This window comes from Rariglobus hedericola (genome assembly GCF_007559335.1).
In the GTDB taxonomy this organism is placed as follows: Bacteria; Verrucomicrobiota; Verrucomicrobiia; order Opitutales; family Opitutaceae; genus Rariglobus; species Rariglobus hedericola.
Genome location: NZ_VMBG01000001.1, coordinates 2,398,245 through 2,422,101, shown reverse-complemented (window position 1 = coordinate 2,422,101; position 23,857 = coordinate 2,398,245). Strand labels below are relative to the sequence as shown.

The window sequence follows — 23,857 nt, the reverse complement described above, 5'->3', positions numbered from 1 at the left end:
AGAACTCCGTTCCATTGACGTTGATTTTACGTCCGAACCGGAACGAATCCTCGGGTTCGTTCCGGTCTTTTGCACCGGCCTCAGGCGGTGATTGCGGCGCGTGCCTGATCCAATTCGTAGCGCAAGGGACGGCCGGCCAGATACAGGTCGAGTTCGTCCACCATCAGCTGGCCCATGCGACGGCATTCCGGTCCCAAGCAGCCGGCAATGTGCGGCGTGATCAGGACGTTGGGCAAGGTGCGCAGCAATGAATCAGGCCGCGGCTCGTCGAGCACTGTCACATCGAGCAATGCAAACAGATCGGTGCGATGCGCGAGCACTTCACACATGGCGTCTTCATCCACGACGCCGCCACGCGCGGTGTTGATGAACGAAGCGCCTCGTTTCATGGCGACGAAATGCTGGCGCTGCAACATGCCGCGCGTCGCATCGAGCAGGGGTGTGTGGCAGCTCACCACATCGGATCGTTCAAAGACTTCTTCGAGCGAGACCAGCTTGACGTTCAGTTCGGCGGCGAGCTCGGGATCGATGAACGGATCGTAGGCAATGACCTCGTGCTGGTAGGAGCGAAGGCGTTCCGCAACCAAGCGTCCGATGACGCCGAGTGAAATCAAGCCCACGGTCGAACCCACATTTCCCGGCGCGGGCTGCGTAAACGGATCAGTGCGTTTTTCGCGGAAAGCCAGCGCTTGTGACCACGCGCGTTTTAAGCTCAGGAGAATCTGCGCGAGCGAAAACTCGGAAACGCTCTCGGCATTGGCCCGAGCCGAAGTGGTGACGCGGATACCGCGCGCCCACATGGCTTCGGTGGCGAAACTGCGGATCGTGCCGGCGCCATAAAAAACGATTTTCAGATTCGGGAAAAAATCGAGGAACTCCTCGTCCATTTTCGCCATGCCCCAACCGGAAAAAATCGCTTCGGCCTGGCGTGCCTCGGCGCTGGCGGTGCGCCAGTTGGCGGCACTCAGCACCGGCCCGATCAAATCCGTGCGCCGCCCGATTTCGTCGGGAAGTGGATTCGGATAAATCAGCGGATAGCTCGGATCGTTGAGGAGGAAGATGGATTTCATGCGAACGCGGCGGATTACTAGGTGCCGAAAGGAAAATTATTGAGTCGAGGAGTGCGGGGCCTCGGGTTGAACGGGCGGGCGGTCGTAAAACGAGAGCATGTCCACCAGATTGGTTTTACTGCCGATCTGCGGGCGTCCGTCGCGCAGCAACAGCAGCACGCGCACACCCGCGCGCACGGGCAGGGGGTTGCCGAAAATACGTTCCCACTTGTCGGCGATTTTCGCGTCCGCCTGCACCACGATGCGGTTTATGTCCTGCGAAAAAGGCATTTGATGGACGCCCTTGGATTCGAGCGTGAATTCCTCGGCGTCCAATTTGAACGAGAGGGAATAGCGCGAGCGGTTAAGCAGCAGGATCGTGCCGGCGGGACGCGTTACCGGTGAGTCGTCGATCCAGACTCCGGAATACGTGGTCAACGCCTTGTCGCTCGCGCTCAGGATGATGAGCGCATGGGTGAGTTCGGCGGGCACTGCGAGCGTGGCGGCGGTTACGCGCACGGTCTTCCCCTCCTTCACTACTTCTTTGAAGAGCACCAACGGGGCCGTGTCGTCGAATTGATACGCGGGTGAGAGTGTGTTCTCGTCGGCGGTGATGGCGACGGTCTCTCCTTTATTCGTGAACTTGAGCGAGTGCTCCTGACCTTCCACATTGAGAAAACGCAGTTCCATCGCGTGCAGCGAGAGCAGCGGAGACAGCGTCATCAACGTGAAGGCGATCAGTCGCGGGAGCCGGTGGGCGTTGTTCATGAGTAGAGGAAAATTCATCGCGTGATCATTACCTGGTTACGCCGGCCACGCCGTTTTCGGGGATCGCGGGCGGCTGATCATAAAACGAGAGCAGATCGACCACGTTCGGCTCGCTGCCTTCCATCGGGCGGCCGTCGCGCATGAGCAGCAGAAGCCGAAGTCCGGAGCGCACGGGCAGCGGGTTGTTGGCGACGACCTTCCATTTGCCTTCAACCTGGGTTGCGGCCTGCATCAGGATACGGCGCACATTGGTTTTGACGGGCACTTGTTCGGTGCTGGTCGGTGCGATCGTGAATTCGGAGGTATCGATTTTAAAGGCGACTGAGTGGCTCGAAAAATTAACCAGACGGATCGTGCCGGCGGGACGGGTGACGGGTGAGTCGTCGATCCACATGCCGGCGTAGGTGGTCAGCTCCGCATCGGTCGCGGCCACCACGACGATCGCGTGCGTCAAGCCTGCGGGCACCGCGAGCGTGGCTGCGGTCTGCCGCACGATCTTCCCCTCGATCATGACTTCTTTGAAGAGAACCAGCGGGCCCGCTCCTTCGAATTTATAGACCGGCGAAAAAGAGCTTTCCGCCGCGTGGATGGTCACAGTCTTGCCCTTGTTGGTGTATTTGAGCCCGCCATCTTCGCCGTCCCAGTTGATGAAGCGGAGATCGAGGGCGCGGGCTGGTGTCAGCAGGGCTGAAACCAAACCGAGGTAAAAAATAACAGAAGAGAGTTTCATCGGCAGAGAAATTAAATGTCGTTGGACGTAAGCCAGCGGAACGAGACGATGCGGAACCGGCGGCCGAATTTATCGTTGTTGGTTCCCGTCGTGGGGAGGGTCCAGGCATCCTGGGTTTCCATGTAGTCGGGCAGGCGTTGCACCACGGCTTCGCACCAGGCGCGTCCTTCGATGGCGTTGGTGGCGGGGTTTTGCACGTCGCCGTAAGCGCGGATGGTGAAGGTGTCAGAGCGTGGCGTAAGCACCGGGCCGAGCGACATGAGCAGGTCGGCCTGCGAGAGATACCCGGGGGCGAAGGCGGCGCGCGATGTGTGGGCTTTGTTGGCGTTGGCATCCGTATCGTCGCCGATCCAGTGCGCGCGGATCACATCGGTGTCGGCCGCTTTGGGTATGGCGTTACCGGCCGCGGGGAGGATGGAGATTCCCGTGTCGATGCCGCTGGTGGTGTTTCTATCTGTAAAGGGCGAGCGGGCATTGATGCGGTTGCTGGCGAGGATCACCGAGTCGGCATCGACTGCATCAATGGCGGCCTGAAGCGCGCCTTTGAGACCGGTGGGATTGGTGATATCGCCGAGAGCAGGAATTTTCCGGTTAACGAAATCCGCCAGCGAGAGGAAGGGGCCGCGGAGTTTGACCTGCTCGACGATTTTGACGGCGAGGTTGTCGATCTGCGCGTCGGAAAGGACGCGATATCCCTGCCACGGAGTGGAATTGCTAATGCCTGCGGCCGGGTCCGCGTAACGAGAAAGCGGATGTTTGTAAGTGGCGTCGGCCGGATCGGTCACGATGCTGTTGCGGCTGTAGAGCAGGGCGCGCCAGGCCTGCACGGAGGTCGAGTTCACGTTGAACCCGCCGTTGATGAGCAGGTGGGCGGCGGCGGCATCCGTGGTCTTGAGTTCGGCGAGCTCGGTCGTGGTCGGCGTCGGCGAATTGTTCTTCCAGTTAAAAACATACCGCGCATTGGGCAGTTTATAATCGGTCGTGACCTGCGTGGTCGCCGTCAGCGACGTCGGCACGGTGGAGAAAAAATATTTGTCCCACAGCGTGCGGTTCAACACGTAGGAGAGATCGTAAATCTGGGTAAGATTTCTGAAGGGTAGCTGCTGGGGCGAGACGGTGCCGGCGGGCCCGGATCCCACTGCGTAAACCGTTTTGTCGCGAGGAACGTAAACCGAAGCCAGCGAGTTCCCGATGGCGTAAGCGGGATACAGGTTCATCTGCGAGATGTTGACGTGTTGAAGTTGCGCGAGGGAAAAGAGCGGCGTGCCGGGCTTGAGGAATTCGTGGATAATAAGGTCACTGGCCGGAGCGGATACATCGGCATTCGGTCCGATGGAGGCGCGGTTGCCGTTGCCAAAGGAGGGGCCCGGACTAGTGACGCCCTGGGTGTCCATGCCGAAGGAAAATGAATTGGTCTTTCCTCCCGCCAGGCGCAGGGCGTGGGGTGCGATGGGATTAAAGAGCGCGAGCCAGCGAGAGTTGACTGCAAACCAGCTGGAGGGATTTGTCAGGTCGCCGCTCTGACCCTGCGACTGGCTCATGGACGCGCGGACATAGATCAGCGGGCCCGTGACCGTATTCGGGTTGGCGATGAGGAACGATGCGTTGATCGGGCTGTGGGGAAAGCGAACCAGGGAATTGGGGTTTTGAATCCAATGATAAACGATGGTGGGATCGGCATAGTCGCGAAGTGATAGCTGCTGCTGTCCGCCGGTATTGCTCATGAAGTAGCGATCGGTGAGATCGGCGGCCGTCATGGTGGGACCATACATCACCACGGAGTTGTCGGACTGGTTGGGGCCGTAGGGTTCCAGGATGTTGAGGGCTTTGTTGGATACCACCTGGTATTCGTCGGCCGCACCGGCCGAGGGATCCTTCAAGGTGAACACGAGGCTCTGTCCCGCCTCGATTTGCGGGGCTCTCAGTTTGAATCTCAGAGGCGCCTTGGTTGGAGGCACCGGAACTCCGGCCGCGGTCACGGTTGAGTAGGCCAGATAGGCGGTGGCAAAAGCGTCCGAGTAGGTCAGGTGCCACTTGTCATAGGAAGCGGTGCGTTGAGTGGTTTCAGTCGCGGTTAGTTTGCCGACGACGATGGCGTTATAAGCATCCTGGTCGTCCCAGCGCATTTCGAAGTCGTGGGCGGCGATCGGGACGTTGTGCGGGTTCCACAACGTGACGACGGGGAAGAGATGAAACGCGATGGGTTTGTCCAGGCCTTCGCACGAGACATTGTATCCTATACGCGCATACGTGATGACGGGATAAATTCCCTGCTTCGGTGCGGCGAGAGGCAGGGTGACGGACGTGGTCGGCAGGGCTTCTGCGTCCTGGCGAATGGGGTCCTTAGGTGTGCCGTCGGCAACGATGCCCGCATACGAGCGGATCTGGCTCCAGCGCGGCATATAGGTGGCGGCGTTGGCAATGTAGTCCGTATCGCGCGGGGGATTGGAAGGGCCGTCGGGTTTGGAGAGCCACGAGGTGAGATCCTTCTTAAGACCTCCGTCGGTCACGTTGGTCATCACCGACAGCGACGCTGCCGTCAGATCATGAAAGCGAAACCTGATCGCGCTGCTCAGATCTGTCGCGCCTGCGGTGTTGGCCAGGGGAAGCTGGCGGGTTGAAAGCACGTTGGGCAGGGTGGCCTTGAACGCTTGATAAACCGTGGGGTTGACCGTGGGGTCGAAGGGATACGCGCTGCCTACGTGGTCGTCTGCGGCGTTTTTACCCACACCCTCAACGCCGGTGCGCTGTGCGCCAAGAAACCGGTAGGCGGCGGCGTTGGCATTGCTGGCGCCCGTGGCGTTCTTAATCTCGTCACTCGGGTTCTCCCACGGATCGGTAAGCGAAACCTTCGCTTTAACGCCTTCATCGCCCACCCAATAGGCATAGTTGCCGATTTGGACTTCGGTCGTGGGATCAAAACCGGGTGCGCCTTTGATTTTAACCGGCTCGGTTTCCACCCGGACCCAGTTTGCGCTTACCGTGGTGTCACCCGTGCTATTGGCGGCGGCGAGATCAACGAGACTGTTTCCCGTGGCCGCGGAAAGCGCATTCGTGACGCCAGTGGGGCCCGTCGTTGCGGTTCCCGAGACCAGCCAACCCATCTGGACTCCATTGGTCGCGGTGCGGGTATCCCAGATGCCCGTCCAGTTTTTCTTGGCGTCCTGGCGACCGGCGACCAGATCCGCGGTGGCGCTTACGCGTTGGTCTGGGCCGGCGAGTTGCTGCAAGCGGCCCAGCGCGACGTTCATCGCGAGGAGGGCGTTCTGGCGAGCCAGGGAAAGCTGCTGGCTGTTGGCCGCAACCTGGGTTTCTACGCGGGTGAGTGAAGCCAGGGATACGAGTAGCAGGACCAAAAAGGCCAGCAGGGTGATCGTGATCAGCAGGGCAAAGCCTCGATCATTTTTCGCCGCTCGTGGTGAGTGGATGGACATGGACGGAAAGCAGGGGTAGGGGAAAGGGGGCGGACGAATGATACGGCTCGATATCTGAAAACGGCGGAGCGCGGTAGGGGTGTTACGGATACCAGTCTTTGTGCTTCGTTTTCCATGGGTCAACGGGTGGACAATTCTATCAATCGAATAGACCGGTGTTTCGCCGGTGAATGGCCCGCGTCAGACCTGCAAGATGTTCTCGGCACGTCATTCAACTGATAGACTTGGCTGTTCGTTGACCTCGTGCTGCGCAGGCTGCACGAAAGCGGTGTTTCTTTGGCCCCCGCTTAACCCCTAACGAGCATAGTCATGTCTCTCAAACTCCCTGTATTTTTCGCCGCGCTCTTTCTCGGTGCGCAGGTTTTTGCCGCCACCGGCAAGTCGCCGTTGTCACTCAGTCCCGAGGGCGTGGTGATCGATAACGGTGTCGATGCGCCTATCACTCTGAAATATCCGCTCGTCATGAACGAGGCCCGCAAGGAGGCCAAGGTCTCCGCGGCCACTGTGACCGGCGCGACAGCCGTGGTGAACTACGAGGGTGGCGGCCAAGTGGGCGTAAAGCTCGCGGACGGCTCGGTCACCTTTGATCTCGCAGCGATGCCCGCCGGCACGAAGCACCTTCACGCCGTCATGAACATCGGCGCCGAATACACGGGCGTCGGCAAGTGGCAGGTGGGCACGGGTGCGGTCACGCTTTTCCCGCAGGACAAACCGGCCTCGCCGTTTCTTCACAAGGGTGGAGCCACCGAGTTCTCGCTTTTTGGTCCCACGGGTGCCCGGACCACCGTGCATGTGCCGGTGTTTTGCTATCAGCAAGTGAACGACAACCGTGAGTGGAATAACAATATCTTCCAGTGGCACGTCTTCCTGCCGGTCACGCCCGATGCCTCCACGCTCACGCTGCAAATCGAAATCACCGCCGCGACCGTCACCGGTGTCCCCGCAGCTTCAACGCCCGCCGCAGTGACGGTTGCCCAGCCCTCGCTCAAAACCCCGGCTCCTCCCGAGGAGACGATCACCGGCACGCGCGTCCTGAAATGGAAAGACGGCAAGCGCGCCGTCTTCATGATCCAGTTCGACGACAGCGCTTCGAGCCAGCTGCGTAACGTCATCCCCGAACTCACTAAACGCAGCATCCCCGGAACGTTCTACATCAACCCCGGCAACGGTCCCTACAAGGCCTTCCAGGCCCAGTGGGAAAAGGTCGCCAACCTTCCCGGCATCGAACTCGCCAATCACACCTTTACTCACAACGGCGCCCTCACGCCCGAGATCTTCGACGAGGAAATCGTCAAGACCAACGAGGTCCTCAACCAGCTCTATCCCGACCGTAAAACTCCCCGCCTCATTTCCTTCGGACGCCCCGGCGTAGCCAAGGAAAAATGGGGTATCACCGAGGAGCAGATCAAAGCCGTGCTCGCCAAGAATCACATGATCGAGCGCCCTCCGTTCACCGGCCCTCCGTTCCAGTATAAAACCATCCCCGAGATGAACCAGTTGGTGGACCTTGCCATCAAGTCCGGCGAGATGAAGAGCCTCGTGTTTCACGGCGTCGGCGGCGACTGGCTGGTCACCCCGATGGACTACTTCAACGCAGTTCTCGACAAGCTCGACGCCAACCGCGACCAGCTCTGGCTCACCGATCCGCTCGCCTACCACAAGTATCTCACCGCGCGCACCACCGCCGTCGCCAAGGAAGTCTCCTCCACGCCGAAGCGTATCCAGATTTCCCTGACGACCCAAGCCGATCCCGCGCTTTACGACCTTCCGCTGTCCCTCGCGACCCGCGTTCCGGCTGACTGGGCGAAGGCTGCCGTGCAGCAGGGCTCATCCCGCGTGACCGTGCCGGTCGTCGCCGGAGTCGCCCGCTACAACGCATTCCCGGGCTCTGCCGAAATCGTCCTCACTCCCACTTCCTGATCGGGCACGCCGTTACGTCCGCTTGCAGGGCGTAGCTCGTCCGCGCCGGCAAGACCGATCCATTCAACCACTCCCTCGCTCGCCATGTCCGTCACGTTGCCGGTTCCCACGCTCACGCCTTTGGAGGAGCTCGTCCTCAAGGTGCAGGCCGCCATCTACACACCGGTTGCCGCGCTGGGCATCACGTCCTGGTTGACGGCGGAACCGGTCCCTTTCGCCGCGCGCGAGAGCGGGCAGAAATCCGCGCCCTCCTTGGGGGAACCGTGGGGCCGCCGGCTCTTCGATTGCGCCTGGATGAAGTTTACGGCGACGTTGCCCGCCGGCCTCGAGCAACAACCGCTGGTCGCCCGCATCGATATCAACGGCGAGCTCTGTGTCGTCGATGCCAGCGGCGTTCCCGTGCGCGGCCTGACGAACGTCAAATCCACCTTCGACGAACGTCTCGGGGGTCCTGCGAAAACCATCTGGCAACTTCCACCCGACGTGATCGACGGCGACCACGTGGAGTTCTGGGCCGATTGCGCCTTCAACGATCTCTTCGGCTTCCTCAAAGATGAAGGTCGCATCGTCCTCGCCGAGATCGCCACCTGCCGTGAAGACGTCCGCCAGCTCTACTACGACTTGGAAACCCTGCGTGATTTCCAACTCGACCTACCTGCCGGCGATGAACTCCACGCCCGCCTGCAAGCGGACCTCGATGCGGTTGCCGCCACACTCGATTGTGCTGATGCCGCGAGTGTGCAAGCCGCCCGCGACGCGCTGCGTGCCTGGTTTCATTCCAGCGAGAAAGACCGCCTGCAAGTCCACGCCATCGGACACGCGCACCTCGACCTCGCGTGGCTTTGGCCCGTTCGTGAAACCATCCGAAAAGGCGCGCGGACCTTCGCCAGCGCACTCTACAACATCGAGCGTTACCCCGAATACATTTTCGGCTGCAGCCAGCCGCAGCTCTTCGCCTGGATGAAAGAGCACTACCCTGAGCTCTACGTGAAAATCAAAGCCGCCGTGCTCGCCGGGCGCATCGATTTGCAGGGCACGTTTTGGGTGGAACCCGATTGCAACATGCCCTCGGGCGAGGCGTTCGTCCGTCAGGTTTTGATCGGAGCAAAATTCTTCCGCGATGAATTCGGCATCGTTCCCAACTACTGCTGGGAGCCCGATGTCTTCGGCTACAACGGACAGCTTCCGCAGATCCTAAAAAAGAGCGGCCACGATTATTTCATGACACAAAAGTTGTCGTGGAACGTGGTGAACCGCTTCGGCCACCAGTCGTTTCACTGGGAGGGCATCGACGGCACCCGCATCCTCACGCACATGCTGCCCGAGGAAACCTACAATAGCCCCGCCGCCGCGCGTTCGCTACGCAAGATCGCGACCAATTACTTCGAACGCGATGTCTCGGATCACGCGCTGATGGTCTTCGGCATTGGCGACGGCGGCGGCGGCCCCGACGCCGAGCATCTGGAACGCCTGCGTCGCGCGCCCGGTCTGCCCGGCTTGCCCGCGGTGAAGATCGAATCCGGAGATAAATTTTTCAAAACGTGGAGCCAGGACGCCGACAAATTTCCAGTCTGGAAAGGGGAGCTCTACCTCGAGCGTCACCAAGGCACGCTCACCACGCAATCGCTCACCAAGCGCAACAACCGCCGGGCCGAAGTCGCGCTGCGCGAAGCCGAATGGGCCGCTTATCTCGCCGCTACGCACGCCGGTATGCCTTATCCGGCCGAAGCGCTGGACCGTCTCTGGAAGGAAGTGCTCCTCTATCAATTTCACGACGTCCTGCCGGGCTCGTCGATCAAGCGCGTTTACGACGAGTGCAATGCCCGCTACGCACTCATCCTTGACGAACTCGCCTCGCTCACTCGCACGCACTACGAGGCGGTTGCCTCGCGGGTTGCGCCGACGGGTGCTCGCGTCGTGTTCAACTCGCTCTCGTGGCCTCGCAACGAATGGATGAAAATCGACGGCTGCTGGCACCCACTCACCGTGCCCGCGCTGGGCACCGCCGTGCTTGCCGATTCTCCACTCTCATCGTTCAGCTCTCAAATGCGCGCCAGCGCCGATCTCCTCGAAAACGAATTCCTGCGCGCGGAGTTTTCCTCCGAAGGTCGCATGACCTCGCTCTTCGATAAACGCGCCTACCGTGAGGTCCTCGCCGCCGGTGAATTTGGCAACGACCTCGTGATCATTCCCGACACCGGCGATGCTTGGGATTTTCAGACCGACCACGCGAACAAAGACGTGTGGGGCTACCTGCGCCAGCCCGTCAGCCGTCCGCAGCTGCATGAAGCGCACGCGCTCGTGGACGGCCCTTGCGCGCAGCTCGAGCAAGTGTGGCGAATCGGCAATTCCGAGATCCGGCAGACGCTCCGTTTGCTGGCCGGCGCAGATTCGATTGTATTCGCGACTACGGTGGATTGGCAGGAACCGGCGCACATGTTGCGCGTGCGTTTCCCCGTCGCGATCAAGTCCGACGAAGCCCGCTTCGAAATCCCCTTCGGCTCCATCCGCCGCTCCACGCTCGACGATACCGTGCACCGTCATGCGCAGATCGAAGTCGCGGCATTGCAGTGGGTCGATCTCTCGCAAGCCGACTATGGCGTGGCGCTCTTGAACGACTGCAAATACGGCTTCCGCATCAAAGGCCACACGATCGACATGAACCTGATCCGCAGCGTCCCGCATCCGGGGGCCGCGCTCATCGGGAAAGACGACAAAGCCGACACGTCCGCCGCAGCCATCTACGGCGACCTCGGTGCGCACACGTTCACCTACGCGCTGCAACCGCACGCCGGCCCGGCCGATCTCGCCAAACTCACCGCCGCGGCGCGTGCCCTCAACACACCGCTGGCGATTGTCGATTCCGCGTCATCGGGTGTCGTGTCACCAAATTTGGATACGATAAACATGGCGGGTTTCACTATTGATTCACCCGCGATCGAACTCGCCGCCATCAAACCCGCCGACGACGGCAATGGTTGGGCTCTTCGCCTGATCAATGTCGAGGACCGTGCGTCCACGGTCACCGTCTCCGCCACCGTAGCCGCTGTCACGTGGACCGAATGCGATCTCACGGAGCGCGCGCTTTCCCCTGTTTCCACGGATTCAGCAGCGTCTCGAAGCCTAAATCAGGTAATTCATTTCAATCCATTTGAGATAAAGACCCTCCGTGCCGATAAAGCACGTTAGTTCTAATGTAAGAATATCCCCGCGCTTTAATTCTAGGGTATTCACCACAGAGTAATGACGACAAAGCGATAGCTCCGCTTTTTTACCTCCACCCCGTTCGCAACCCCATTCCCTGTTAAGCATGCGGCGATATCCAGCCCTCATTCTCAGACATTTATTCATCTCAATGAACGCCCCGCATAATCCCCAAGTCCGTCACGCGAAATACCTCGCCACGCTCGCAGCACTGAGTCTCGCCGCTTTATCCCAACAGGCCTCGGCCACCGATGTAACGTGGCTTGGTAACACGTCCAATCTTTGGAATGTAGGTTCCAACTGGTCCACGTCAGCAGTGCCGGCAAACGGTGATACGTTGATTTTTGGTTCATTTGGAAGCTCGGGATCATCGCTTTCGGATAACATCACCAGCCTCACCGTCGGCGGCTCCAATACGAATGGCTTGGTTTTTGGTCTGAGAGCGGGTGGGAGCTACACCATTGGTCGATCGGCTTCTGAGATTCTGACGCTTGCCAGCAGTGGAACGGGAATCGGCATCAAGAATACTTCGCTTTTCCTGCAAACCATCAGCGCACCTTTGGTTTTGAGTGGAGATCAGACCATTCAAGTGGGGGAAATCAACGGGCCTGCGTTATCTTCACTAACACTCTCTAGCGGCATCACCGGCGGCGCCCGACTGACCAAAACCGGCACGGGACTTTTGACGCTCAATGCGACGAGTAGTTATACGGGGCTGACTGTAAATGGCGGCACGCTTTCCATCAGCGGGGATAGCCAGTTGGGCTTTCCGGCTCCTGGAGTTGCGACACCCGGCCTCATCGTTCTTAATGGAGGCACGCTGCAAAGCAGGGGTAACATTGCGATCAGCGCGAACCGTGGCATCTCCTTGGGCGATGCAAACGCTGGTTCGGGCGGCACGATCTCGACCACCAACACCACGACCTATAACGGCATCATCGCCAACAATGGCGGCACCAACAGCCTGACTAAGACAGGAGCGTCCAGTCTCACCTTGGGAGGCGCCAACACCTATACGGGGGACACCAATATTAATCAAGGCTCGCTGGTGCTCAACTTCGGGTCCGGCGTTGCCCCGACCAGCAATATCATCAGTTCCTCAAGCAAGCTGGTTCTGGGCGGTCCATCCACCGCCATTCATAACAGCGGAAATGTTAACGCGACATTGCCCACCGCCACGCTGAGCGTGACTGGAGCGGCCAGCACAACCAACACACAGACGTTTAACGGCCTGACACTGAATCAGGGCAACAACGCCATCTCCGTGACGAGCGGAACAGGCGGATCGGCGACCCTCGCACTGGGAGCGATCACGGCCAACGCCGGCGGTGCGGTTAATTTCACTCTACCGGCTTCGGGCGCAATCACGACCTCCACGGGTAACACCAATGGTATCTTGGGCGGGTGGGCCACTGTGGGCGGCACGGCATGGGCGACCAACAGCGCCGGCACGGGAACCGGCAACGTCGTTGCTTTTACAGGCTACACCACACTTTCAAGCGGAACAGTCATAGCGAGCAATGCAGCCGCCAATGTCGCCATCACCACGGCGGCTTCCGGCTCATCGACCATGGCCGCATCCGGTGTCACCGATATCAATAGCCTGCAGTTGAACGGCAGCAATGCCTACACGGTAAGTATTGGCAGTGGCAATACGCTGCGCCTGGGAGCCCAAGGCGGCATTCTTTTCACCGGCACCACCGCCCAGACCATCAGCGGGGGAATTTTGACTGCAGGCGGCGCTGACAATGTAGACGGACAAATTGTGATTCATGCAGCCAACACACCCAGCATTTCATCCTCCATCCAAGATAATGGAACCGGAAAGGTTAGTCTGGTTGCAAACGGCGTCGGCAGTGGGGGCGGCCAGGTGATGAGCTTGAGCGGCAGCAATACGTATTCCGGCGGCACCTACATCAATTCCGGCAAGGTGAATGCCGCGAATGTAAACGCTTTCGGCACGGGGGATGTGAATGTGCTTTATTCCGGCGGGGCTATTCTGGGTGCCTCCGGGACTTTTAATAATAACTTCAATGTCGGCGGCATAGGACCTGGCTTGAGCAACTTTACCGGCGTGATCGGTTTTAGTGCCGCCGCCGACTTGCACGGCACGCTCACCCTGCTCGGGGACACTCGTATAGCCACCAACGCCGCAGGCACCATTAGCGGCAAGATCACGGGTAATTTCGGTCTCGAAATCACCCAGACCACCAATTCGGCCGCCGGTGGTAGTGTTACGCTGTCCAACACGGGCAACGACTTTACCGGAGGTTTGGCCATTCACACCGGAATCACGTCGTCAACCACCACGTTCAATACGGGTGCGATTGTCGTAAAATTGGGTGCATCCGAAGTCATTACCAATGGGGCCGGCAAAGGCAATGTGACCATTTTCTCAGGCTCAACCACGGGCACAGGAACTTTGGATCTCAACGGCTATAACGAAACCATCAATGGACTTGTCAGCGGGACAGGCACTTCGCTGAACGGCAGCGGATCGACTCCCCAAGTCTTTGTGACCAACAATGCGGCCGGCAGCGGCACCGCGACCCTCACCCTCGGTGATGGCAACGCCACGGCCCTCTTTGCAGGCATTATCAAGGATGGCGTCACCGCCAAAGTAGGCATTACCAAGATTGGTGACGGCGTGCAAACCCTCTCCGGACTCAACACCTATACAGGCGGCACTGCGGTGGATTCCGGCACTCTCGCAAGCGGAGCCAACTTCACGATGAATGGTTCGAATCGGATCAGTATCGCGGGGGCCGGCCTTGCTGGCGTTAATTATGGCACGATGATCAGCACCACGGGCACGCTCACGTTTGCCGGCACCTTGGGCCTGAACATCACCGCATCCCTCACCGGTGGCGAAAGCTTTACGCTATTCTCCGCCAATGGTGGCGCCCTGGCCGGCAATTTTAGCAGCGTGAGCCTCACGGGTTCTTATCTCGCTTCTTTGACCGATAACGGTTCGGGCATCTGGACCGGCTCCGCCAACGGTCTCGACTTCACTTTCGCGACTTCGGGTATCAATGCCGGCATTCTCTCCGTCTCCGCCGTTCCCGAGCCGTCCACCTACGCGGCCATCTTTGGCGTTCTCGCCCTCGGGGCCGCCGCGACTCGTCGCCGTCGGTCCAACTAAGAGCGTGTAACCGACAAAAATCTGGTTAGTCCCAATGCCGGTGGATTTTATCCACCGGCATTTTTTGTGCGCTTACGGCAGACCCCGACTCCCTTATCTTTGTGAAAACCTTGTCCCGCATTCCCGTCATTCTTGATACCGATCTCGGCACCGACATCGACGATACTTGGGCGCTCGCGCAGCTCTTCCGTTGCCCCGAACTGGATCCCAAGCTCATTCTTATGGCGGCCGGCGACATGACGTTTCGCAGCACCGTCACCGCTCGTTTCATGGAGGTTGCCGGCCGGACCGATATTCCTCTCGGTATCGGCGAAAGCTCGATTCCCACCCCGCCTAATGTGCGCAACCAAGAGCCGTGGATCAAGGGCTACGATCTCGCCAAGTATCCCGGTGAAATCGCCCAGGACGGCATCGGTCGCATGATCCAGATCATCGAGGATTCGCCGGTGCCGGTCACGATCATCGCCATCGCGCCTTCACCCAATCTCGCGATCGCGCTGGCTCGCGCTCCGCACATCGCCGCGCGTTGCCGCCTCGTCGGCATGTTCGGCAGCTTCGATGTGGGCTACACCGGCGGCTTGCCCGCGAGTAACGAGACCAACGTCCGCCTCGCGCCCGATTCCTTCCGCGCCGTCATGGCCGCGCCGTGGCTGGATGTGCTGCTCACGCCGCTCGACACCTGTAACTTTGCCGTGCTCGACGGAGAAAACTATCACCGCATCTGGAGCGCCACCGGCGACCCCGCGCTGCGCGCATTGATCGAGAACTACTGCGTCTTCGCGCCGCGCGTTGACTGGATGCACTGCGATTATTTCGCGATACGCTCCACTGTCCTCTTCGACTGCGTCGCGGTGTATCTCGCCTACGCCGAAGACTTCGTGAACACCGAGATCATCCGCTTCAACATCACCGATGATGGTTTCACGGTGAGGGATTCCGAAGGGCCCTACACCGCGCGCGTCGCCATGAGCTGGAAAAACCTTCCGGCGTTTCACGATCACCTGACTGCCCGCTTGCTCGGACAGGCCGGTTGATCGACAGCGATTTCACGCGGGGAGGGGCTCTCACCTTGGAATTAACTGGTTTTTCCGACCGGCCATTCTACTTATAGCACAATGGTTAACCCCAACCACGTCAGACAGCGCGATATCGCCGAGCGCGCCGGTGTGCACATCACGACGGTATCACTCGCCCTGCGCGACGATCCACGTCTGCCCGAGACCACTCGAAAGCGTATTCAGGCCCTCGCGAAGGAAATGGGTTACTCGCCCGATCCTATGCTTTCGGCACTTACCGTTTATCGTAATCACGTGAAGCGCGTTCACCACCAAGGCACGCTCGCTTGGGTCAATCCTCACACCCAAAAAGGCGAGCGGCACTCCTCCTTCATGCCCTATCGCCAAGGCGCGGTGGAGCGCTGCAAGGAACTGGGTTATCAGTTGGAAGAGTTTTATTTTTCCGATCTGGGCGGGCCGCGTCTCTCCAAGGTGCTTCAAGCCCGCAACATCACCGGCTTGCTGCTGCCGCCTCAAACCAACAGCCACGTCCACCTCGACTTTGACTGGGAGCATTTCTCCTCGATCTGTTTCGGGTTCACGCTCACCGAGCCGCGGCTCCACGTCATCAGCAACGCGCAATACAGCTCGGCTCGCACCGCGGTCCGCGCGTTGCGGGAAAACTACGGCTATCGTCGCATCGGGTTTGTGACCGCCCGTGAGAGTGACGAGCGCACTGACCAGAATTTCAGCGCCGGTTTCCTTTCCGAGCAGCGAAAATTCGAACCGGAGAACCGGCTGCCACTCCTCACGCTGACGTGCCTTTCCATGGAGAGTGAAGTGGACGAGTTCTCTCGTTGGTATGACGAGCACCGGCCGGATTGCGTCATGTTTTTGCACGAGACCGTGCCGGAATTAATGCGTCGCCTGAAACTGGATACAAAGACGTGCGGACAGGCGTCCCTGAGCCTGAAGAACAAGAACGACCAGCTCGCCGGCATCTATCAAAACGACACGATCATCGGCCGGAAGGCGGTGGATTTCCTCATCGACATGATCCATCGCAACGAGCGCGGCATCCCGACGGATCGATTCCAGTTCATGATCCAGGGCGAATGGGTCGATGGGAAAACCCTCCACGTCCAGAAGCGGGCGAAAAAGGTATCCGTTTAACCACCACAAGCGCCTTGGCTGTGTTCTATTGGTAGAACCATGGTGATTTTGTTTCCACGGGTTTTTCCTGAATGATGGCTCTGTCGGTTTACCTCGTTCGTCCCCACAACCCTGGCCCAAGGGCCCAAGCCTTATCGCGCATGCGTAGTCATCTCTTCCTTCTTTGTGTCCCCTTGTTGGGCGCAGTGTTGTTGCTCAGCCAATCCGCGCGTGCCGCGTCGTCGTGGGACGGTAAGACGCCCGTCGACTACGTGCTCTCGGTCGAGACCGACCGTAAGGATGCGATTTATCGCCAGGGCGAAACCGTGACGTTCAACGTCGAGCTTCAGCAGAATCAGAAACCTGCGGACGCCGAGGAAATCGAATGGACGATTTCCAAGGACGGCGTGGCTCCCATTCAAACGGGTAAACTCACGCTCAAGGCGGGCCGAGGAGTCGTCACTGGCAGCCTCAAGGAGCCGGGCTTTCTCCAGTGCAAAGTGAATTTCAAGGGAGCGAAGCCCGCGATCAGCGCGTTGGCCGCCGGCGGCATCGATCTCGCCGCGATCAAACCCAGCATGCCTGCGCCCGCCGACTTTGATGCATTTTGGGCTGCTCAGAAAAAGCGCCTCGCGGCGGTTCCGATGAACACGAAGCTCACCTCCGTTCCGCCTCCGGCCAATCGGGACGGCGCCGAGACCTTCAGCTTTGTTGTGGACAGCATCGGTGCGCCCTCGACTGGTTTTTACGGACGCCCGATCGGCGCCAAGCCCAAGAGCCTGCCCGCCGTGCTCTTCGTGCCGGGCGCCGGCGTGCGCAGCGCCAATCTCGATTCGATGGCCGGCTGGGCAAAGGCCGGCATGATCGTGGCCGAGATCAATGCGCACGGCATCGCCAACGGAGAAACCCGCGAATACTACGGCGCATTGGACGTCGGTGAGTTGAGCGACTACCGCAAACGCGGACGCGAATCCCGCGACACCTTTTATTTCCAAGGCGTTTATTTCCGCGTTTTGCGCGCGCTACAGTTTTTGACCGAGCAACCGGAGTGGGACGGCAAGACGCTGATCATCCTCGGCGGCAGCCAGGGCGGCGGCCTTTCGCTGGCCGGTGCCGCGCTCGACCAGCGCGTGACGTTCATCGTTTCCAATGTTCCCGGTCTCACCGATCACACGGGAATGGTTGCCGGTCGCATCGCCGGCTGGCCGAAGGCGATCCCGGTCGGTGCCGATGGCAAACCCGACGCAAAGGTTCTCGAAGCGATGCGTTACTATGACGGCGTTAACTTCGCCGCGCGCATCAAGATTCCCGTTCACATGGAAGTAGGCTTCATCGACATCATCTGTCCGCCCACGGCGAGCTACGCCGCTTACAATAACCTCGGTGGAAAAAAGGAAATGATCACCTGGCCCGATCGCGGCCACGACATCGGTCCGCAAATCTGGAACGATATGCGCAAGCTCGTGCTGGCGCACACCGCCGAAATGCACGCGAAGTAAGACGCTGCAAAATCAAGCAACGTCGTCAGCCACGCGGGGCGCGCATAACTAGCGCGCCCCTTTTTGTGGACGGACGCCTGGCACCGGCTCCGTCGGCACAGGCGTTCTATTGATCGAAAACCACATCGATTGACCCGTGGCACCGGGCACCTCAGGCCAAGGCTCATGTCTGCCCCGTCCATGCACCCCGGAAACCGTCGAAAAACCGCCGCCTCAAAAGCGAATGTCGCCGCCGGTGGCGCCGGCAAAGCCAGCGTGCTGAAATGGAAAGACGGGAAGCGCGCCGTGTTCATGGTCGAGTTCGACGACAGCGCGCCGTCCCACCTGGAGTTTGCCATTCCCGCGCTAAAGAACCGCGGCATTCCCGGGACGTTCTACATCAACCCCGGCAATGGTCCCTACAAGAGCCATCAAGTCGCGTGGGAAAAGGAGGCTGCGAGTCCGCTCATCGAACTCGCCAATCACACGTTCAAACATCTCGGCGCGCCAAGTGTCGCCGAGTTTGATAGTGAAATTGCCGATGCGAACGAAGTCATCGACCGGCTTTATCCGCACCGGCCCGCCGTGCGCTTGCGCGACTGGGCGCGGCCCGGCGTTCCGCGTGAGCAATGGAAAATCAGCGAAGCCGAAATCCAGGCCGTGCTGGCGAAGCACCACATGATCGAGCGTCCGCCATTTTTCGGTCCGCCGTTTTCAATCAAGACAACCGCCGAAATGATTGATTGGGTGGATGGAGCCATTGCGAAGGGTGAGATGCGCCATCTGGCGTTTCATGGCGTCGGGGGTGACTGGCACAGTGCGCCGATCAATTACTTCCTCGCGCTGCTCGACAAACTGGATGCCTGCTCGGGCGAATTGTGGCTGACCGATCCGCTTTCCTATCATAAATACGAAACCGAACGCCGCACGGCCCAAGTGCGCGTGATCGAGTCGGGGGATACGATCCTGCGGCTTTCGCTCACCTCGGAAAGTGACCCGGCTCTCTACGATCAACCGCTGACCCTGGCCGTCGCAGTGCCGGCGGAGTGGAAGCGCGTCACCATCACTCAGGGAAGTGTCCGCCAGACCAAGACCGTTAAAAACGGCGAAGTGCAGTTCGACGCACTCCCCGACGGTGGCGACATCGTGATCAAGTAAAACGCTGCCGGCTTGAATTCCGGCGGCGGTGAGTGAAATAAGCGGATCGAAGTCCGCTTTGATTAGTTGTGGCGGCGACGACGAGCGACAACGGCGAGCATCGACGCCGCGCCCGCGATGAGTGCCCACGTCGACGGCTCGGGAATCGCCGAGATGTTGTTCAAGGTAAGTGTCACGATGTTGCCGGTATAACTGATGCCAAAATCATAGGTGGCCGTGCCCGATGTGGCGGTGATGGAAGTGCCTTGATCAAACTGACCGGTAAGCGTGCCAATGCTCGTGAGGATGCTAAACGTCTGGCCGACCTGTGCGGTGGAATCGAAGCTGGTGCCGAAGCCGACGCTGAGGATGGAGCCGGTGATGTTGGTCGTGCCGGCGACGGCGACGCGGTCGTAGCCATTTCCAGCTGACTGGTTGAGCGAGACGCTGAAGATCGCGTCGTTGCTCAGCGCGAGATTACCGCCGAAACTGAACTGGCCGGTGGTCGCGCCATCGCCGGGATTGAGCGTGGTGCCGGTGGCAAAGGTCGCCGCACCCGTGGAGATCGAGCCGATGCCACCGAGCGTGCCGGCGCTCACCGTGGTCGTGCCGGTGTAAGTATTGATACCGTTGAGCGTGAGTTCGCCGGTGCCAATCTTGGTAAGCGTGCGAACGCCCCCGGATTCACCGATGACACCGGTAAGCTTCAGGGTTCCGGTGGCGCCGATTGATGTATTGCCTGTCAACGTGACATTGCCGCCCAGGCTGGCAGCCGATGCACTGCTGTTCCTCAACGCACCTACGCTGCCCACGCCGGTGCCGGTGAGGCTTACTGCTTCCGCGCCTACCGTCTGACCGTTAAGATCCAGCGTAGCATTGCTTGATACGAGCGTTGCGCCGGTGGTGCCGCCCAAGCCGTTGGCATGTGTGATCCGCACGGTGCCGGCCGAGATGTTGACTGCTCCTGTAAACGTATTGTCGCCGCCTAGAACCAGTGTGCCGGTGCCGTCATTGGAGGCTGTCGCGCCGGTGGTGTCGTAATAAGTGGTCGTAAATTGCTTGTTGATCGTAAACGCCGCCGCCGACGGACCGTCTGCCAAGGTGCTGTTAATGACCAGTGTGCTTCCGCCAATTACATTGGTGCGCAGAATCACGGTGTTGCCGGCGGTCATTTGGCCATTGTAGGTGAGTGTCGTGCCCACGGACGAATTGCCGAGGGCGTTGGTGCTCGTCAGTGCCAGGTTGCGATCCGTGGATTGGTCGCCCGTGCCGATATAATTCAAGTTGCCGCCATTGCCTAAACTGATCGTGCCCGTGCTTGTTGTCGTGGCGTTACCCATGCTGCTGTTGCCTCCGCCTACGTTGCCGATCGACGTGAAACCGACGTAGTTGTCGAAGCGGTTCTGGGTCGCGACAAACGAGCTGTTGTTATTGGTGAGCACGATGGCCGCCGTGCCGCCGCTGGTTCCATAAGTGGAAAACCGCGGGGTAAATGTCGCACTTGCTCCACCACCCGTCACCAAGGCATTGACCACCAGAACCGGCGCCGTGGTATTGACCGTGGTCACGTTACTGTTGGCCTTGAAATTAATTTGGTGGGCGGCGGTGCTCAGATTGAGCGTCAAATCGGCCCCCAGTGTGATTTTAGAAGCATTGGTCGAGGGCAGGAAAATATTGCCTGCGAGATCGATGATTGTCTGCCCAGCAATTCCATTGCCATTCAGCGTGATAGCCTGAGTGCTGGTCTGGCCGCTTCCCAGTGTCGTCGTGTCGCCGAAATAAAGATCCTTCACCGCATACGCGCCGCCCGTTCCCGCCGATAAGGTCACGCCGCCCGATGCGTTCGTGATGGTAGAGAACTTCAAGTCGGTCGTCGCGTTGAACGCGGGCGTCGCCGTGTAGTTGGCTGCAGCAGTCCAATCTGTGCCGGCTGTGCCGCCCGTGACGCCAGCGCCGTTCCAAACGTTTTGGGCACGCACTCCGCCGGCCAGAAGGAATAATGCGGAGGTAAGCGTGAAGGGTAACTTTTTCATATGCTGATGGGGTAAGAATAGACCTGCGTGCATCGATTCTCCGTTGGGGATATCAAAGGAGCGACAGACGGGGTTGTCCGACGCTTAAGGCGGCGATCAGCCCCCTCCAAGCCGCTCAAATTTCTAACATTAGAAATTTCTGGATGGTTTTAATGTCTATCGCAGGCCGGCTGCGCCCGACGTGAAACCTTGTTCCGGCCGGGCTGTGTCGAAAAATTGTCTTGGATTTGGCCGCGGCGGCTGGCTTAGCAGAGTGCGATGGCTACCCCCGGCTACGTCAGACAGCAGGACATCGCGCTCAAGGCGGGTGTTCACATAACCACCGTTTCACTGGCGTTGCGCGATGACCCCCGGCTGGCCGAAACCACGCGGCGACGCATCCAGGATTTGGCGATGGAAATGGGCTACACGCCCGACCCGATGCTGTCGGCACTCACGGTTTACCGGAATCGTTCCAAGCGTATCCATCATCAGGGGACGCTGGCCTGGTTGTGTCCGCCCACTATCAAGAGCCACGGGCCTCAAGGTTTTGCCCATTATTTAAAAGGAGCGGAGGAGCGCGCCACCGAGCTCGGCTATAAACTGGAGGTCTTTTATTTTTCCGAACTGGGCGGCAGCCGCCTCTCCAGCGTGCTGCGCGCCCGCAATATCAAAGGTCTGCTCATTCCGCCTCAGGCGCACAGCCGCGCCCATCTCGATTTCGATTGGAATGAATTTTCGTCGGTCTGCTTCGGGTTCACCTTGAGCTGGCCCCGGCTCCACCTGATCACCAACGCGCAATACAGTTCGTCGCGCCTGGCCGTGCGCATGCTCCGAACCCGCGGTTATCACCGGCTCGGCTTCGTGACCACACGCGAAACCGACGAACGCACTGACCAGAATTTCCGCGCCGGATTCCTTTCCGAGCAACACGATTTCCTTCCCGAAAACCGGATTCCGCCGCTGGTGCTCGAGGACACGACGATCGCCACCGAGTGCAAGGAGTTCGCCGCGTGGTATCGCCGCCACAAGCCCGATGTCATCCTCTATATTTATCCCACGGTGGCCGAGTTTCTTCGCCTGCTGAAGATCACGCCGAAACAATGCGGCTCCGCCTCGCTGAGCGTCACTGCGCTCGATGGATCTCTCGCCGGCGTTTATCAAAACGATCTGCTCATCGGGCATAAGGCCGTCGATTTCCTCATCGACATGCTTCACCGCAATGAACGCGGCATCCCGCCCAAGCGCTTTCAGTTTTTCGTCGAGAGCGAGTGGGTCGAGGGCAAATCCATCCGGCCGGCCGTGGTCTAGGATCTCCCGTGGCAACGCGCATCACATGCGTAAACCGCGTGGTGATTCTATTGATAGAACCTCCGTGTCCTTGTTCACCTTTGCCGGAGGTGGCTGCATGACGTCCCCCCTCGGACGCATTGCTTTAAATCGTCCGTTATTCCGAGAACCCTCCATTTCGTTTTATGAACGCATTTAACCGCGCATTTTGTTTTTTCGCGCTGCCTCTTTCCTTTGTCGCATCCGTTGATGCCGCCTCGTCGTGGGATGGAAAAAAAGCCGTCGATTACGTGCTCTCTGTGGAAACCGAACGCCCCGATGCCATCTACAAGCAGGGCGAGACCGTCACCTACAAAATCACGTTGCTCCATCAGCAGAAACCCGCCGCCGATCAAGCGGTCGATTACCTGATCTCCAAGGATACGGTGGCGCCTTACCAGAAGGGCACCATCACTCTCAAAGACGGTGTCGCCACCGTGACCGGTTCACTGGGCGAGCCCGGGTTCTTGCAATGCCAGGTCACCTTCAAAGATGGCAAGACTGCGTATGTCGCTGCCGCCGCCGCCGGCATTGATCCGTTTGAAATCAAACCAAGCATGCCCGCTCCCGCCGATTTCGATGCGTTCTGGGATGCTCAAAAAAAACGCCTCGCCGCCGTGCCCATGAACCCGGTGCTGACACCGGTGCCCGCTCCCGCTGATCGCCCCGGCATCGAGGTGTTTGACCTCAAGGTCGACAGCATCGGCGCTCCTGTTTCCGGCTACTATTCGCGTCCGCTCAAAACCACGCCCAAAGGCCATCCCGCCCGCCTCTACGTTGACGGCGCTGGCGTGCGTAGCGGCGACTTGCTGGCCTCCGCGCGTTGGGCTGGTCGCGGCGTGCTGTCTCTGTCGATCAACGCGCATGGCATCCTCAACGGCCAGCCCGGATCCTATTATGCCGACCTCGCCAACGGCAGCCTCAAAAACTACCGCAAGGACGGCAGCTCGTCCCGCGACACCTATTATTTCCTCGGCATGTATCTGCGTGTGGTGCGCGCCCTGGACTTCCTCGCCTCCCAACCGGAATGGGATGGGCACACGCTCATCATCGAGGGAGGCAGTCAGGGCGGTGCGCAGTCCATGGCTGGTGCCGCGTTGGATCATCGCGTGACGTTCATCACCGCGATGAACGCCGCCATGTGTGACCACACCGGCATGGTCGTCGGCCGTATCGCCGGCTGGCCCAAAGTCGTTCCCGTGGTCGATGGAAACCCCGATCCACTCGTGCTCGAAACCTCGCGCTACTTCGACACGGTCAATTTCGCCTCGCGCGTCAAAGCCCAGGTTTACATGTGGGAAGGTTTCATCGACACGACCTGCCCCCCCACGGGCGTCTATGCCGCCTACAATCAGGTCCCCACCAAAAAGGAAATGATCCCGCAGGTGGACAGCACGCACAGCATCGACGGCATGAAACTCTGGCCTGCCGTGGCCGCCGCCGAACAAAAACATCTCGACGAGATGAAGGCTAAATTCTCGTCCGCCAAGTAACCTTCGCTCACGAC

At 59.7% G+C, this 23,857-nt stretch carries 14 protein-coding genes; 9 read left to right on the top strand and 5 right to left on the bottom strand.

The window, feature by feature from the left end; all coding sequences use genetic code 11:
* Nucleotides 1-80 precede the first annotated feature (80 nt).
* From FPL22_RS10370 to FPL22_RS10355, 4 genes are read right to left on the bottom strand one after another with little or no spacing between them, the layout of a single operon-like run.
* Entirely contained in the window at nt 81-1,070 is a 990-nt protein-coding gene (locus FPL22_RS10370) for a hydroxyacid dehydrogenase (protein ID WP_144230206.1), read from the bottom strand.
* A 36-nt stretch (nt 1,071-1,106) separates the two neighbouring features.
* Complete coding sequence (locus tag FPL22_RS10365; protein WP_162525258.1) at nt 1,107-1,817, bottom strand: hypothetical protein; 711 nt, start codon at nt 1,815-1,817, stop codon at nt 1,107-1,109.
* Nucleotides 1,818-1,845: 28 nt separating this feature from the next.
* On the bottom strand, nt 1,846-2,547 hold the full coding sequence (locus FPL22_RS10360; protein ID WP_144230204.1) for a hypothetical protein: 702 nt from the start codon (nt 2,545-2,547) through the stop codon (nt 1,846-1,848).
* A gap of 11 nt (nt 2,548-2,558) precedes the next feature.
* A complete protein-coding gene (locus FPL22_RS10355; RefSeq protein ID WP_144230203.1) occupies nt 2,559-5,981 on the bottom strand; it encodes a hypothetical protein in 3,423 nt (1,140 codons plus the stop codon).
* Between the two features lie 309 nt (nt 5,982-6,290).
* On the opposite strand from FPL22_RS10355, the gene FPL22_RS10350 reads away from it, so the two are divergent.
* From FPL22_RS10350 to FPL22_RS10320, 7 genes are all read left to right on the top strand, one after another.
* A complete protein-coding gene (locus FPL22_RS10350) occupies nt 6,291-7,901 on the top strand; it encodes a polysaccharide deacetylase family protein (RefSeq protein ID WP_144230202.1) in 1,611 nt (536 codons plus the stop codon).
* Between the two features lie 84 nt (nt 7,902-7,985).
* Nucleotides 7,986-11,090 (top strand): alpha-mannosidase, encoded by a 3,105-nt coding sequence (locus FPL22_RS10345; protein ID WP_144230201.1) that lies wholly within the window; start codon nt 7,986-7,988, stop codon nt 11,088-11,090.
* A gap of 166 nt (nt 11,091-11,256) precedes the next feature.
* Nucleotides 11,257-14,247 carry a beta strand repeat-containing protein gene (locus FPL22_RS10340; RefSeq protein ID WP_162525257.1) on the top strand — a complete coding sequence of 997 codons (2,991 nt, stop codon included), beginning with the start codon at nt 11,257-11,259 and terminating at the stop codon, nt 14,245-14,247.
* Nucleotides 14,248-14,348: 101 nt separating this feature from the next.
* Nucleotides 14,349-15,281 (top strand): nucleoside hydrolase, encoded by a 933-nt coding sequence (locus tag FPL22_RS10335; protein WP_203235137.1) that lies wholly within the window; start codon nt 14,349-14,351, stop codon nt 15,279-15,281.
* 81 nt (nt 15,282-15,362) lie between these two features.
* On the top strand, nt 15,363-16,415 hold the full coding sequence (locus FPL22_RS10330) for a LacI family DNA-binding transcriptional regulator (protein WP_144230198.1): 1,053 nt from the start codon (nt 15,363-15,365) through the stop codon (nt 16,413-16,415).
* Nucleotides 16,416-16,555: 140 nt separating this feature from the next.
* Nucleotides 16,556-17,893 carry an acetylxylan esterase gene (locus FPL22_RS10325; protein ID WP_162525256.1) on the top strand — a complete coding sequence of 446 codons (1,338 nt, stop codon included), beginning with the start codon at nt 16,556-16,558 and terminating at the stop codon, nt 17,891-17,893.
* Between the two features lie 165 nt (nt 17,894-18,058).
* Nucleotides 18,059-19,030 carry a polysaccharide deacetylase family protein gene (locus FPL22_RS10320; RefSeq protein ID WP_144230196.1) on the top strand — a complete coding sequence of 324 codons (972 nt, stop codon included), beginning with the start codon at nt 18,059-18,061 and terminating at the stop codon, nt 19,028-19,030.
* Between the two features lie 62 nt (nt 19,031-19,092).
* On the opposite strand, the gene FPL22_RS10315 is transcribed toward FPL22_RS10320, so the two are convergent.
* Nucleotides 19,093-21,042, bottom strand: a complete 1,950-nt coding sequence (locus tag FPL22_RS10315; RefSeq protein ID WP_162525255.1) for a beta strand repeat-containing protein — start codon at nt 21,040-21,042, stop codon at nt 19,093-19,095.
* A gap of 258 nt (nt 21,043-21,300) precedes the next feature.
* On the opposite strand from FPL22_RS10315, the gene FPL22_RS10310 reads away from it, so the two are divergent.
* Nucleotides 21,301-22,332 carry a LacI family DNA-binding transcriptional regulator gene (locus FPL22_RS10310; RefSeq protein WP_144230194.1) on the top strand — a complete coding sequence of 344 codons (1,032 nt, stop codon included), beginning with the start codon at nt 21,301-21,303 and terminating at the stop codon, nt 22,330-22,332.
* Nucleotides 22,333-22,496: 164 nt separating this feature from the next.
* Complete coding sequence (locus FPL22_RS10305; protein ID WP_144230193.1) at nt 22,497-23,843, top strand: acetylxylan esterase; 1,347 nt, start codon at nt 22,497-22,499, stop codon at nt 23,841-23,843.
* Nucleotides 23,844-23,857 lie beyond the last annotated feature (14 nt).